The organism is Delftia sp. UME58 (assembly GCF_014170385.1).
Classification (GTDB): Bacteria; Pseudomonadota; Gammaproteobacteria; order Burkholderiales; family Burkholderiaceae_C; genus Comamonas; species Comamonas acidovorans.
The window spans coordinates 149412-163107 of sequence record NZ_LZZV01000096.1 but is presented as its reverse complement, the minus strand read 5'-3'; the positions used below and the strand labels follow the sequence as shown (position 1 = coordinate 163107).

Below are 13696 nucleotides of genomic sequence, written 5' to 3'. Positions count from 1 at the left end.
TTTCCGGGCTGCTGGGCATGTACCAAGACTCTGATTTCCATTGTGCCCAGAAGTGCCCGCTGATGCTGTGGTCCATTGGCGATAGTCACACACGGACAACGCTGTCCGCGCAGCAAAAGCGGCCGGCTTTCACGGCGTTGTCATCGAACCGGCCAGAGAAGCCCTGCTGCGCCACAACACCGCGCACTGCACATCGCCCAGCGCCACGCCGATGGCCGCCTGGCCCAGCACCCATGCCCAGCCTGCGGGAGCAAGATCCAGCACGCCGCTGTACAGCACAATCCCGCAGCCCAAGGCCCAGCCGAAGTTGCCGAACACGGCAAGCGCCACCAGCCCCCTGCTGCGCGGCATGCGGCGCGCGCCCCAGCCAGCCACGCAGGCCCATGCCAGCAAAAAGCACCCCGTGCCCAGCAGCAGCGCCTGCGGCAAGCCTGTGGAAACGGCCAGCGGCTGCGCAAAGGCCAGTTGCACCGCACCCGCAGCGGCGCAGCAGATGGCATCGGCCCACAGGGTGCGCGACAGGAAACGGGCACGGGCATGGGAAGGGGAAGGGGAAAACAGGGACATGCAAACTCCTCGGGGATGGTTCTCAACGGGCCGTGCCATTCGCTCGGCACGTCACTCAGGACATGGCGGCCCGTACGACTCCCGCCGCGCCACGCGTGCGCCGCAGCCCGGTCCACTGCAGCTCGGCAAACACGACAACCACCAAAGCCTGCGCCAGCACCCACGCCACGCCCCAGGCAGACAGCCCCAGCCCACCAAGGGACAGCAGCGCCACACAGGCCACGGCCCACCCGAGATTCCCGACAACGACCAGCCCGATCAACCGGCGCGGCACAGGCGAGCGCGCCGCCATCCACGCAGCCAGCAGCGCATAGCCCAGCAGGAACCACCCCGTCCACTGCAACAGCGCCAGGGGCAGCCCCGTCACATCCGACAGCGGCCGCCCCGCCACCAGTTGCAGGGCGCCCGAGGCGGCGCAGGAAGCAGCATCGGCCCACATCACACGGGGCAGGAAACGGGGGGAAGCGAACATCGACATGGCGAACTCCTTGAGAGCAACAGGCACACACCGTGCATGCCATGGACTGCATCGTCCGCCGCAGGCTGCACAGGGTCGATAACCTCGCAGGTCATGGCCGCCACGCCAGCCCCGCAGCTACGATGCGGACCATGACCTCCACCGCCCATCCACCGTCCGCGCGCTCGCCCTTCGGGGAGCATCTGCGCCACTGGCGCCTGCACCGCCGCCTGAGCCAGCAAGGCCTGGCGCTGGAGGCCGAGATCTCCACGCGCCACCTGAGCTATGTGGAAACCGGCCGCGCCCAGCCCAGCCGCGAGATGGTGCTGCGCCTGGCGGAGCGCCTGGGCGTGCCGCTGCGCGAGCGCAATGCCCTGCTGGTGGCCGCAGGCTACGCGCCCATGTACCAGGCCCGGCCGCTGGACCACCCTGAACTGGCCGCCGCGCGCCAGGCCGTGGACCTGGTGCTCAAGGGCCATGAACCCAATCCCGCCCTGGCCGTGGACCGGCACTGGAACCTGGTGGCCGCCAACGCCATCGTGCCGCTGCTGCTGGCCGACGTGGCGCCCTGGCTGGTGCAGCCGCCCGTCAATGTACTGCGCCTGAGCCTGCACCCCGAAGGCCTGGGCCCGCGCCTGGTCAATGCAGCCCATTGGCGCGCGCATCTGCTGCACCGCCTGCAGCAGCAGATTGCCGCCACGTCGGACACGCGGCTGCAGGCGCTGCACGACGAGATTGCCGCCTACCCGTTCAAGGAAGATGGAGCGGACTCGCATGGCGCAGCACCTGACAGCCACATCGCCGTGCCCTTCGCGCTGGACACCGACCATGGCCGCCTGAGCTTCATCAGCACCATCACCATCTTCGGCACCCCGGTGGATGTGACGCTGCAGGAACTGGCCGTGGAGTCGTTCTTTCCGGCGGATGCGCAGACGCAGGAGGTGCTGGGGCGGTTGAGGAAGGCGAATTGATCCAAAAGGCAGGAAGTCCACCTAAGCGGACCTCCCACAGAGACTCCCGCGTGCGCCGTCTCAAGGCTTGAGCCTGTCGGCAAGCCGCGCCATCAAATCCATGCGTTCGTGCAGTATGGCGACCACCAAGGCGGGCGCATCTTCGCGCAGCAGGCAAAACACATGGTGATGTTCGCAACGGGCCACGCGCAAGCCGGGGAAGACTTCGCCGAGGTCCTTGACGCCAGCCTTTCCTGCCACCAGGCCGGCAATCCCACGCTCCAATGCACTGATGTATTGCCTTACCTGTTCATCGCCCCATTGCCTGCGCGTATGGCGGATGATGCCGCGCAGGTCGGCCTCTGCCGCAGCGGTGAGCCGGTAATGTCTCAACGCCGCCCCTGGCCCAGCTCTTCATCAAGAATCTCTCCAATGCTCTTGCCGGAGACCTTGCCAGCAAGTCCTTCATTGATGCGCTCTCCCAGCACGGCCGCCAGTTCCTGCCACGCCTGACCGGCATCCGCGTCGCCGGGAAACAGCCGCTCAAGCGTGTATTGCTCGATCGTTTTGCCCTGCAAAGCGGCAGACGCCTGGAGGCTTTGGTGCTGCTGCGGGGTCATGTCGATGGTCAGGCGGCTCATGGCGAAGCTCCACTGGTTCACTTGGTTTCCACGTTAGCACATGGTCAAAAGCATGCTTGCGGACATGCCAGACTCCCAGACAGTTCCATCGCAAAAGACAAAGCCCGCCGAAGCGGGCTTTGCTCATGGAGCCGGATCAGGCCGGACTCAGGCGCTCACGCCCTTGGCCACGTCCGCGTACTCTTCGATCTGGTCGAAGTTCATGTAGCGGTAGACGCTGGACTTGTCGGCATCGATCACGCCCATTTCCTTGAGGTACTCCTCCTTGGTGGGCAGCTTGCCCAGGCGCGATGCGATGGCGGCCAGCTCGGCCGAGCCCAGGAACACGTTGGTGTTCTTGCCCAGGCGGTTGGGGAAGTTGCGGGTCGAGGTGGAGATCACCGTCGCGCCTTCGCGGACCTGGGCCTGGTTGCCCATGCACAGCGAGCAGCCCGGCATTTCGGTGCGTGCACCGGCCGTGCCGAAGGCGGCGTAATGGCCTTCCTTGATCAGCTCGTTCTGGTCCATCTTGGTGGGCGGTGCCACCCACAGCTTGACGGGGATGTCACGCTGGCCGCCCAGCAGCTTGGCTGCTGCGCGGAAGTGGCCGATGTTGGTCATGCACGAACCGATGAAGGCTTCATCGATCTTGGTGCCGGCCACTTCGGACAGGAACTTGGCGTCATCGGGATCGTTGGGGCAGCAGACGATGGGTTCCTTGATGTCGGCCAGGTCGATCTCGAACACGGCAGCGTATTCGGCGTCCTTGTCGGCTTCGAGCAGGTCGGGCTTGGCCAGCCAGGCTTCGACCTTCTCGATGCGGCGCTGCAGCGTCTTGGCGTCGGCGTAGCCGTCGGCGATCATGTTCTTCATCAGAACGATGTTCGAGGTCAGGTACTCCTTGATCGGCTCGGGGTTGAGCTTGATCGTGCAGCCGGCAGCCGAGCGCTCGGCCGAGGCGTCGGACAGCTCGAAGGCCTGTTCCACCTTCAGGTCGGGCAGACCTTCGATTTCCAGGATGCGGCCCGAGAAGATGTTCTTCTTGCCGGCCTTGGCCACGGTCAGTGCGCCTGCCTTGATGGCGTACAGGGGAATGGCATGCACCAGGTCACGCAGGGTGACGCCGGGCTGCATCTCGCCCTTGAAGCGCACGAGCACGGACTCGGGCATGTCCAGGGGCATCACGCCCGTGGCGGCACCGAAGGCCACCAGGCCGGAACCTGCGGGGAAGGAGATGCCGATGGGGAAGCGCGTGTGCGAGTCGCCGCCCGTGCCCACGGTGTCGGGCAGCAGCAGGCGGTTGAGCCAGGAGTGGATCACGCCGTCACCGGGACGCAGGGCCACGCCGCCGCGGTTGCTGATGAAGGCAGGCAGCTCGCGGTGCGTCTTGACGTCCACGGGCTTGGGGTAGGCGGCCGTGTGGCAGAAGGACTGCATGACCATGTCGGCCGAGAAGCCGAGGCAGGCCAGGTCCTTGAGCTCGTCGCGGGTCATGGGGCCGGTGGTGTCCTGCGAACCCACGGTGGTCATGCGCGGCTCGCAGTAGGTACCGGGGCGCACGCCCTGGCCTTCCGGCAGGCCGACGGCGCGGCCGACCATCTTCTGGGCCAGCGTGAAGCCGGCGTTCGAAGCAGCGGGCGCCTGGGGCAGGCGGAACACGGTGGATGCGGACAGGCCCAGGAATTCGCGGGCCTTGGCGGTCAGCGAGCGGCCGATGATCAGGTTGATGCGGCCGCCGGCGCGCACTTCGTCGAACAGCACGTCGCTCTTGAGCTGGAACTCGGCGACGGTTTCGCCGTTCTTGACCAGCTTGCCGTCATAGGGCAGCACGTCGATGACGTCGCCCATCTCCAGCTTGGTGACATCGACTTCGATGGGCAGCGAGCCCGAATCTTCCTGCGTGTTGAAGAAGATGGGAGCGATCTTGCCGCCCAGGGTCACGCCGCCGAAGCGCTTGTTGGGCACGAAGGGGATGTCCTGGCCCGTGGCCCAGACGATGGAGTTGGTGGCCGACTTGCGCGAGGAGCCGGTGCCGACCACGTCGCCCACGTAGGCGACCAGGTGGCCCTTCTTCTTGAGGTCGTCGATGAACTGCATCGGGCCGCGCTTGCCGTCTTCCTCGGGCTTGAAGGCCGCGTCGGGACGGGTGTTCTTGAGCATGGCCAGGTAGTGCAGCGGGATGTCCGGACGGCTCCAGGCATCGGGCGCGGGCGACAGGTCGTCGGTGTTGGTCTCGCCGGGCACCTTGAAGACGGTGACGGTGATCTTCCTGTCCACTTCGGGGCGCGAGGTGAACCACTCGGCCTCGGCCCAGCTCTTCATGACTTCCTGGGCCTTGGCGTTGCCGGCCTTGGCCTTGGTGGCCACGTCGTTGAAGAAGTCGAACATCAGCAGCGTCTTCTTCAGCGCATCGGCGGCCACGCCGGCGACTTCGGCGTCGTCCAGCAGCTCGATCAGGGGATGCACGTTGTAGCCGCCCACCATGGTGCCCAGCAGCTCGGTGGCCTTGGCCTTGGAGATGAGAGCCACCTGGATGTCGCCGTGGGCCACGGCTGCCAGGAAGCTGGCCTTGACCTTGGCGGCATCGTCCACGCCCGGAGGAACGCGGTGCGTGAGCAGGTCGAGCAGGAAGGCATCCTCGCCAGCGGGCGGGTTCTTGATCAGCTCGATCAGCTCGGCGACCTGCTTGGCTTCCAGCGGCAGCGGGGGGATACCGAGCGCGGCGCGTTCGGCCACGTGGTCACGGTAGGCTTTCAACATGATTCTCTCTCCATGGTTTTCTAAAGTGGGGCTGCTTGCGGGACGCTCAGGTCCGGGCCTGGATTACTGGCCAGCGGGCTTGGGTGCTTCCAGCAGGCTGGGAGGCGGGTTCTTCTTGATGGCCTCGGCCACCTGAAGCTGATCGGGGCTCATGCATTCGTCGGCCAGGCGCTGGCCGACCTTCTGGTTCATGAGCATCGATTTGTTGGCGATCTGCAGCCAGACGGCGCCCGCATGCTTGTCTTCCAGGCGCACGGTGCCGGTCGAGGTCTTGACGGGCGACATGTGGTACTTGAAGCCCTTGCCGTCGATGTTGAAGTAACCAGGGTTGGCCTGGTCGGCCGTCACATTGACGAAGGCGCCCAGCTCGCAGGGGATGCGGCCGGTGTGCACGCGCTCGGAAATGGCCAGGTCCTCGGCGGACAGCGGCTGCTGGGCGGCCGTTGCGACGGCGGCCGCACCGCCGACGGCGGCAGCGCCGGCAGCGGCCTTGGCCGTGGTGGCCTTCTTGGCGGGAGCCTTCTTGGCCGCAGGCTTGGCGGCGGCCTTGGCCGGCGCCTTCTTGGCGGGTTCGGCAGCGCTGGCACCCTGGCCAATGGCCATCAAGGGGGCTGCGATCAGGATGGAGGCGATAACTGTCTTCATGCGTTGGGCTCCTGCAAATTCCCCATATGGGCTAAGCAAGTGATTCTGATGCAAACCAGGGCTGCACCTGTGCGGGCAGCGCCTGGCCGGTCTGGTGGGCACGTGTGAGCAACTGCCAGAAATAGCGGTAGCTCGCCCGGTCATGTAATACACCATCCACGCTGACGGGCGCCCAGTCGGCGGCCTCGGCGGCGGTAAGTATTTGTGCGGCCTGCGCCACTTCGTCGGCCTGGGGCGCGAAGGCGGCCAGGATGGGGCGGATCTGGTCCGGGTGGATGCTCCACATGCGGGTATAGCCGAGCCGCCGTGACGCCTGCGTGGCAGCGGCCTGCAGCGCCTGTGGATTCCTGAATTCGGTGACCACGCAGTGCGAAGGCACCTTGCCGTGCGCATGGCAGGCGGCTGCGATCTCCAGCTTGGCGCGAACCACCAGCGGATGGTCGAACTGGCCGGCCGAGCCCATGGCCGAGGCGGGGATGGCACCGCCATGGGCCGAGACGAAGTCCATCAGGCCGAAGGAAATGCTCTGCACGCGCGGATGCGCGGCAATGTCGAAGGCGCGGTGCACGGCGGCGGGCGACTCGATGAGCACATGCAGCGGCAGTTCGCGGCAGCCCAGGCGGCCCAGATGCCGCTCGGCCAGCAGCACGTCGTCCACGCTTTCCACCTTGGGCAGCATGAGGTGGCACAGGCGGTCGCCGGCCTCGCCGACGATGATGTCCAGGTCCTGCGCGAAGCTGGCGTGGTCCACGGCATGCACGCGCGCAGCCACGCGGGCACCGGGCGCGGCATCGCGCGCCAGCGAGGCCACCAGGCGCGCATGGGCCGCCTCCTGGCCCACGGGGGCGCCGTCCTCGCAGTCCAGCGTGACGTCGAACACGCAGGTGCCGAACTCGGCCATCATCTCGGCCTGCAGCTGCAGGCTCTTGCGCATGCGCGCTTCCACGCCGCTGTAGTGGTCGCAGACGGGCAGGTGCAGGGCACCGCCCTGCGCATCGAGCAGCACCTGGGCCGGGTGTGCGCGAGAGGGAGTGGACGTGGCGGCGGTCATGGCTTGCGCTGGGCGACGATGAACAGGCGGGGGAAGGCCAGCAGGCGCCGGCCGTCGGCGCGCACGCCGTAGGCGGCGTCCACGCGGTTTTCGTATTCGGTGAGGAAGTCGGCCTGCAGGGCTTCGGGCAGGCCCTCGACGAAGGGCTTGAGGCCGGTGCCGCGCAGCCACTGGACGATGGCGCCGGCCGAGTCCATCGGATGCTGGTAGACGGTGTGCCAGACATCGACGGCGCCGGCCTCGACCCCGGCCTGCTCCTGCGGGCCGGCCAGCAGGTCGTAGTAGCTGCGGATGGGCAGGATGTCGGCACGCACCTTGGCGGCGTCGCCGATGTAGGCGGCGAACTTGGGCAGGCTGGCGATCTCGCGCATCACGCGGTGCGTGGCTTCCTGCCGGTTGTCGGGCATCTGTATCGCCAGCACGCCCCCTGGCGCCAGCTGGGCGAACAGGCGGGGTATCAGCGTTTCATGCTCTCCCACCCACTGGAGGGAGGCATTGGCATAAATCAGGTCGGGAGCGCCCTCGCCGGGGGCGGGCGTCCAGGAAGCAATGTCGGCCAGCACGAAGCGGGCCTCAGGCAGATGCTGGCGCGCGGTGGCCAGCATCGCCTGGGAGTTGTCTATGCCGGTGATCGTGGCACCGGCATAGCGCTGTGCAAGCAGCTCGGTGGAATTGCCCGGCCCGCATCCCAGGTCCACCACATGGCGGGCCTGGGCCAAGGGCACGCGCGCCAGCAGCTCGGCTGCGGGGCGCGTACGCTCATTGGCGAAACGCAGGTATAGCGCGGGATTCCAGTCGAGCATGGCTTGCCGGCGGCTTACAGCAGGTGCTTGACGCCGTCCTGTTCGCCTTGCAGCTCGGCCAGGGTCTTGTCGATGCACTCTTGCGAGAAGGCGTCGATTTCCAGGCCTTCGACGATCTTGTACTCGCCGTTCTCGGTGGTGACCGGGAAGCCGAAGACGATGCCGGCGGGGATGCCGTATTCGCCGTTGGAGGGCACGCCCATGGTGACCCATTCGCCGCCCGAGCCCAGGGCCCAGTCGCGCATGTGGTCGATGGCGGCGTTGGCGGCCGAGGCAGCCGAGGACAGGCCGCGCGCTGCAATGATGGCGGCGCCACGCTTGCCGACGGTGGGCAGGAACACGTCCTTGTTCCAGGCCTGGTCGTTGATCTTGGCCTTGACGCTTTCACCGTTGACGGTGGCGAAGCGGTAGTCGGCGTACATCGTGGGCGAGTGGTTGCCCCAGACGGTCAGCTTGCGGATGTCGCCCACCTTGAAGCCGGCCTTGGCAGCCAGTTGCGAGGCAGCGCGGTTGTGGTCCAGGCGCAGCATGGCGGTGAAGTTCTTGGCCGGCAGGTCCGGAGCCGACTTCATGGCGATGTAGGCGTTGGTGTTGGCGGGGTTGCCGACGACCAGCACCTTCACGTTGCGCGAGGCAGCGGCGTTCAGCGCCTTGCCCTGGGCCGTGAAGATCTGTGCGTTGGCAGCCAGCAGGTCGGCACGCTCCATGCCGGGGCCGCGGGGACGCGCGCCGACCAGCAGGGCGTAGTCGGTGTCCTTGAAGGCTTGCAGGGGGTCGGAGTGGGCTTCGATGCCGGCCAGCAGGGGGAAGGCGCAATCCTCGAGTTCCATGATCACGCCCTTGAGCGCGTTCTGGGCCTTCTCGTCGGGAATCTCCAGCAGTTGCAGAATGACGGGCTGGTCCTTACCCAGCATTTCGCCGGAGGCGATGCGGAACAGCAGGGCGTAACCAATTTGACCGGCGGCACCGGTGACGGCGACACGAACGGGCTTCTTGCTCATGATGAAACTCCAGGGATGGGGAAAAAATCAGGTGTTATCGGCGCCAGGTCGCACCAGCGTCAGAAACCAGCAGCCCGTGCTCCGCAAACAACGCGAAAGTGTACTCCCGATTTCGAAGCTCGGTCAATTTGTCTTATGTCTTATATAAGATATGATCGACGTCTGTTTCCAAGTCTTTCATCTGCGTCGCCGGGAGCCTCCCCACCCCGAACTTTTCCATGCCAGTCCTGCCTCCCCTCGCCTCAGACAACGCCGCCCCCACCATCGGCGCGGGCGCATCGACCCCGGCCTTCAGCCCTTTGTACCAGCAGATCAAGGGACTGATACTGCAAAGCCTGGAAGCAGGCGAATGGCGGCCCGGCGAGCTGATCCCCAGCGAAATGGAGCTGGCCGCGCGCTTTCGCGTGAGCCAGGGCACGGTGCGCAAGGCCATCGACGAGCTGGCCGCGGAGAACCTGGTGATGCGCCGCCAGGGCAAGGGCACCTTCGTGGCCACCCACGCGGCCCAGCATGTGCAGTACCGCTTCCTCAAGCTGCAGCCCGACGGCGGCGACCAGCAGGGCGAGGGCCGTGCCGAGCGCCGCATCATCGACTGCCGGCGCCTGCGCGCCTCGGCGGACGTGGCGCGCGGCCTGGCGCTGCGCAGCGGCGATGCCGTGATGCATGTGCGCCGCGTGCTGTCGTTCTCCGAAATCCCGACCATTCTGGAAGACATCTGGCTGCCGGGCCACGCCTTCAAGGGCCTGACGGCCGAGCAGATGTCCGCCTACCAGGGCCCCACCTACGCCATGTTCGAGCTGGACTACGGCGTGCGCATGGTGCGCGCCGACGAAAAGATCCGCGCCGTCCTGCCCGAGGCCGAGCAGGCCCTGCTGCTGGACGTGCCCAGCACCACGCCCCTGCTGAGCGTGGAGCGCACCGCTTACACATACAACGATGTTCCCATGGAGTTACGCCGTGGCCTGTACCGAACAGATACCCATCACTACCGCAACGCGCTGAGCTGAACGATCCGTTCCCCAGAGAAGCGGGCGAAAATACGCAATTCCCAGCAAAGCTGTTTTTATTGCATTGCAATAGAATTTTGCATCGCCGCCCCTGAGCGATTACGAAGCAGTTACATCCACGAAAGTACCCTGCCATGACAAGCCAAGCCAAAAAGCGGCCAGAGTTCCGCAACATCAACTTCTTCAAGGACCTCCCCACCTACCGGTTGCCGCCGGCCGGCATCGTGTCCATCCTGCACCGCATCAGCGGTCTGCTGATGTTCATCCTGCTGCCTTTCATCCTGTGGATGATGGACATGTCGCTGACTTCGGAGATCTCCTTCGACGGCTTCACCTCGGTTTTCGCGGGTCCCTTCGGATGGTTCCTCAAGCTCGTGTGCCTGGCATTGATCTGGGCCTACCTGCACCACTTTTGCGCCGGCGTCCGCCACCTGTTCATGGACGTGAACCACCACGCCGTCAACAAGCAGTTCGGCAAGTCCTCGGCCCTGGTGGTGCTGGTCCTGAGCGTTGGCCTGACCCTGATCCTGGGTGCCAAGCTGTTCGGCCTGTACTGACTCACGATCTCTCCCTCACGATAAGGAAAAAGAACCATGTCCGTGAATTACGGCTCCAAGCGCACCGTGGTCGGTGCGCACTACGGCATCCGCGACTGGATGGTGCAGCGCGTCACCGGCGTGCTGATGGCACTGTTCACCATCGTGCTGCTGGCCAAGCTGATCTTCAGCACCGGCTCCGTCGGCTATGACCTGTGGGCCGGCATCTTTGCCCCGCAGTGGATGAAGTTCCTGACCTTCGCCGTGATCGTCTCGCTGGCCTGGCACGTCTGGGTCGGCGTGCGCGACATCTGGATGGACTACGTCAAGCCCGTGGGCCTGCGCCTGGTGCTGAACGTTTTCACCCTGGTCTGGCTGGTCGGCTGCGCCGGCTGGGGCATCCAGATCCTGTGGCGTATCTGATAGAGACGCGGTCTCCACGATTGAAGGTTAAGAATGAGCTACTCCAAAGCAAACATCACCAAGCGCAAGTTTGACGTCGTCATCGTCGGCGCTGGCGGCTCCGGCCTGCGTGCCGCGCTGGAACTGTCGCGCGCCGGCCTGTCCGTGGCCTCGCTGTCCAAGGTCTTCCCCACGCGCTCGCACACCGTGGCTGCACAGGGCGGCGTGTCCGCTTCGCTGGGCAACATGAGCGAGGACAACTGGCACTACCACTTCTACGACACCATCAAGGGCTCCGACTGGCTCGGCGACCAGGATGCGATCGAGTTCATGTGCCGCGAAGCGCCCAACGTCGTGATCGAGCTGGAACACTTCGGCATGCCGTTCGACCGCAACCCCGACGGCACCATCTACCAGCGTCCCTTCGGCGGCCACACGGCCAACTACGGTGAAAAGCCCGTGCAGCGCGCCTGCGCCGCGGCCGACCGTACCGGCCACGCCATGCTGCACACGCTGTACCAGCAGAACGTCAAGTCCAAGACCAACTTCTTCGTGGAGTGGATGGCGCTGGACCTGATCCGCAACACCCAGGGCGACGTGGTCGGCGTGACCGCCATCGAACTGGAAACCGGCGACCTGTACGAGCTGCACGCCAAGGCCGTGCTGCTGGCCACGGGTGGCGCTGGCCGCATCTTCCAGGCATCGACCAATGCCTTCATCAACACCGGCGACGGCCTGGGCATGGCTGCACGCGCAGGCATCCCGCTGCAGGACATGGAGTTCTGGCAGTTCCACCCCACCGGCGTGGCCGGCGCGGGCGTGCTGCTGACCGAAGGCTGCCGTGGCGAAGGCGCCATCCTGCTCAACAGCGAAGGCGAACGCTTCATGGAGCGCTACGCTCCCACGCTGAAGGATCTGGCACCGCGCGACTTCGTGTCCCGCTCCATGGACCAGGAAATCAAGGAAGGCCGTGGCTGTGGCCCCAACAAGGACTACATCCTGATGAAGCTGGACCACCTGGGCGCAGACACCATCCGCAAGCGCCTGCCTTCGGTGGAGGAGATCGGCCACAACTTCGCCAACGTGGACATCACCAAGGAACCGATTCCCGTGGTGCCCACCATCCACTACCAGATGGGCGGCATTCCCACCAACATCAACGGCCAGGTCGTGGTGTGGGACGGCCAGCAGAACAACGTGGTCAATGGCCTCTATGCCGTGGGCGAATGCTCGTGCGTGTCGGTGCACGGCGCCAACCGCCTGGGCACGAACTCGCTGCTGGACCTGCTGGTCTTCGGCAAGTCGGCCGGCAAGCACATCGTGCAGTTCGTCAACGGCTTCGGCGACCACAAGGCCGTGCCGGCCGATGGCTCCGAGCGCACGCTCACGCGCCTGAACCAGCTGGACGACTCCAAGGAAGGCACCTACGCCCAGGACCTGGCTGGCGACATCCGCGCCACCATGCAGCAGCATGCCGGCGTGTTCCGCACGCAAAAGAGCATGGACGAAGGCGAAGTCAAGATCAACGCCATCCGCGAGCGCGTGGGCTCCGTGACCCTCAAGGACAAGTCCAAGGTCTGGAACACCGCCCGCATGGAAGCGCTGGAAGTGGACAACCTGATCGAAGTGGCGCAGGCCACCATGATCTCGGCCGCTGCGCGCCACGAATGCCGCGGCGCCCACACCGTGTACGACTACGAGCATCCTGCCGACCACGCCGAGTTCCCGCTGGGCCGCAATGACAAGGAATGGCTCAAGCACACCCTGTGGTACAGCGCCACCAACAGCCTGGACTACAAGCCCGTGAACCTGAAGCCCCTCACGGTGGACAGCGTGCCGCCCAAGGTCCGCACGTTCTAATCCAGCAGCCCACGAGAGAACAGACAAATGAAGCGCACTTTCAAGATCTACCGCTACGACCCGGACAAGGATGCCAAGCCCTACATGCAGACCGTCGAGGTCGAGCTGGACGGCCACGAGCGCATGCTGCTGGACGCCCTGGTCAAGCTCAAGGAGATGGACCCCTCCATCTCGTTCCGCCGCTCCTGCCGCGAAGGCGTGTGCGGCTCGGACGCGATGAACATCAATGGCAAGAACGGCCTGGCCTGCCTGACGAACATGAAGACCCTGCAGGGCGACATCGTTCTCAAGCCCCTGCCCGGCCTGCCCGTGATCCGCGACCTGATCGTGGACATGACGCAGTTCTTCAAGCAGTACCACTCGATCAAGCCGTACCTGCAGAACGACAGCTTCGCGTCTCCCACCAAGGAACGCCTGCAGTCGCCTGAAGAGCGCGAAGAGCTCAACGGCCTGTACGAGTGCATTCTGTGCGCCAGCTGCTCCACCAGCTGCCCCAGCTTCTGGTGGAACCCCGACAAGTTCGTGGGCCCGGCCGGCCTGCTGCAGGCCTACCGCTTCATCGCGGACAGCCGCGACGAGGCCACGGGTGACCGCCTTGACAACCTGGAAGATCCGTACCGCCTCTTCCGTTGCCACACCATCATGAACTGCGTGGACGTGTGCCCCAAGCACCTGAACCCCACGCAGGCCATTGGCAAGATCAAGGAACTGATGGTCCGCCGGGCCATCTGATGACCATGACGAATACTCTGCTCGACGAACGCGAGCGAGACCTGCTGCGCTGGCGCTGCCGGCGCGGCCTGGTCGAGAACGACCTGTTCATCGCGCAGTTCTTCGCCACCTACGGAGACCAGCTCACGCGGAGACACGCGAGCGGTCTGTCTGCCTTGATGGACCTGGCAGACAACGACCTGATGGACCTCTTCTTGCGCCGCAAGGAGCCTGAAGGTGAACTCGATACCCAAGAAATCAGGGAAGTTCTGGAACTGGTGCGCAAGCGCAAGCCCGGTTCTCTCCCGCTAGTAGGCTAGGCAATC

16 protein-coding genes are annotated in these 13696 nt (G+C 65.5%); 7 read left to right on the top strand and 9 right to left on the bottom strand.

Features of this window, described 5'->3' with window-relative positions; translation table 11 throughout:
• Nucleotides 1-129: 129 nt before the first annotated feature.
• Together A9976_RS23810 and A9976_RS23805 are read right to left on the bottom strand one after the other, a co-directional pair.
• The gene (locus tag A9976_RS23810) at nucleotides 130-567 is read right to left on the bottom strand and encodes a hypothetical protein (protein ID WP_183021040.1); all 438 of its coding nucleotides are present in this window, start codon (nucleotides 565-567) and stop codon (nucleotides 130-132) included.
• Between the two features lie 55 nt (nucleotides 568-622).
• Entirely contained in the window at nucleotides 623-1045 is a 423-nt protein-coding gene (locus A9976_RS23805; protein ID WP_183021039.1) for a hypothetical protein, read from the bottom strand.
• 131 nt (nucleotides 1046-1176) lie between these two features.
• Between A9976_RS23805 and A9976_RS23800 the strand changes: the two genes are divergently transcribed.
• Nucleotides 1177-1995, top strand: coding sequence for a helix-turn-helix domain-containing protein (locus tag A9976_RS23800; RefSeq protein WP_183021038.1), 819 nt, complete (start codon nucleotides 1177-1179; stop codon nucleotides 1993-1995).
• Between the two features lie 60 nt (nucleotides 1996-2055).
• On the opposite strand, the gene A9976_RS23795 is transcribed toward A9976_RS23800, so the two are convergent.
• The 7 genes from A9976_RS23795 to A9976_RS23765 all read right to left on the bottom strand — a co-directional run bounded on the left by A9976_RS23795 (nucleotide 2056) and on the right by A9976_RS23765 (nucleotide 8854).
• Nucleotides 2056-2367, bottom strand: coding sequence for a type II toxin-antitoxin system RelE/ParE family toxin (locus A9976_RS23795; protein WP_183021037.1), 312 nt, complete (start codon nucleotides 2365-2367; stop codon nucleotides 2056-2058).
• Entirely contained in the window at nucleotides 2364-2615 is a 252-nt protein-coding gene (locus A9976_RS23790) for an antitoxin (RefSeq protein ID WP_183021036.1), read from the bottom strand. Before A9976_RS23790 ends, A9976_RS23795 begins: the two co-directional genes overlap by 4 nt.
• A gap of 147 nt (nucleotides 2616-2762) precedes the next feature.
• Nucleotides 2763-5354 carry a bifunctional aconitate hydratase 2/2-methylisocitrate dehydratase gene (gene acnB / locus A9976_RS23785; protein ID WP_183021035.1) on the bottom strand — a complete coding sequence of 864 codons (2592 nt, stop codon included), beginning with the start codon at nucleotides 5352-5354 and terminating at the stop codon, nucleotides 2763-2765.
• Nucleotides 5355-5417: 63 nt separating this feature from the next.
• Nucleotides 5418-5999 (bottom strand): hypothetical protein, encoded by a 582-nt coding sequence (locus A9976_RS23780; protein ID WP_183021034.1) that lies wholly within the window; start codon nucleotides 5997-5999, stop codon nucleotides 5418-5420.
• A gap of 31 nt (nucleotides 6000-6030) precedes the next feature.
• Complete coding sequence (locus A9976_RS23775) at nucleotides 6031-7050, bottom strand: CoA ester lyase (protein WP_183021033.1); 1020 nt, start codon at nucleotides 7048-7050, stop codon at nucleotides 6031-6033.
• Nucleotides 7047-7853, bottom strand: coding sequence for a trans-aconitate 2-methyltransferase (gene tam, locus A9976_RS23770; protein WP_183021032.1), 807 nt, complete (start codon nucleotides 7851-7853; stop codon nucleotides 7047-7049). The genes A9976_RS23775 and tam overlap by 4 nt, the downstream gene beginning before the upstream one ends.
• Nucleotides 7854-7867: 14 nt before the next feature.
• Complete coding sequence (locus A9976_RS23765) at nucleotides 7868-8854, bottom strand: malate dehydrogenase (RefSeq protein WP_013803435.1); 987 nt, start codon at nucleotides 8852-8854, stop codon at nucleotides 7868-7870.
• 218 nt (nucleotides 8855-9072) lie between these two features.
• On the opposite strand from A9976_RS23765, the gene A9976_RS23760 reads away from it, so the two are divergent.
• From A9976_RS23760 to A9976_RS23735, 6 genes are all read left to right on the top strand, one after another.
• The gene (locus tag A9976_RS23760) at nucleotides 9073-9861 is read left to right on the top strand and encodes a GntR family transcriptional regulator (RefSeq protein WP_183021031.1); all 789 of its coding nucleotides are present in this window, start codon (nucleotides 9073-9075) and stop codon (nucleotides 9859-9861) included.
• A gap of 134 nt (nucleotides 9862-9995) precedes the next feature.
• Nucleotides 9996-10418: a succinate dehydrogenase, cytochrome b556 subunit gene (sdhC, locus tag A9976_RS23755; RefSeq protein WP_183021030.1), complete on the top strand. Its 423-nt coding sequence runs from the start codon at nucleotides 9996-9998 to the stop codon at nucleotides 10416-10418.
• A gap of 36 nt (nucleotides 10419-10454) precedes the next feature.
• A complete protein-coding gene (sdhD, locus tag A9976_RS23750; RefSeq protein ID WP_012204346.1) occupies nucleotides 10455-10820 on the top strand; it encodes a succinate dehydrogenase, hydrophobic membrane anchor protein in 366 nt (121 codons plus the stop codon).
• 33 nt (nucleotides 10821-10853) lie between these two features.
• Nucleotides 10854-12659, top strand: a complete 1806-nt coding sequence (sdhA, locus tag A9976_RS23745) for a succinate dehydrogenase flavoprotein subunit (RefSeq protein ID WP_012204345.1) — start codon at nucleotides 10854-10856, stop codon at nucleotides 12657-12659.
• Between the two features lie 27 nt (nucleotides 12660-12686).
• Entirely contained in the window at nucleotides 12687-13391 is a 705-nt protein-coding gene (locus A9976_RS23740; RefSeq protein WP_012204344.1) for a succinate dehydrogenase iron-sulfur subunit, read from the top strand.
• A complete protein-coding gene (locus tag A9976_RS23735) occupies nucleotides 13391-13690 on the top strand; it encodes a succinate dehydrogenase assembly factor 2 (RefSeq protein WP_012204343.1) in 300 nt (99 codons plus the stop codon). The genes A9976_RS23740 and A9976_RS23735 overlap by 1 nt, the downstream gene beginning before the upstream one ends.
• Nucleotides 13691-13696 lie beyond the last annotated feature (6 nt).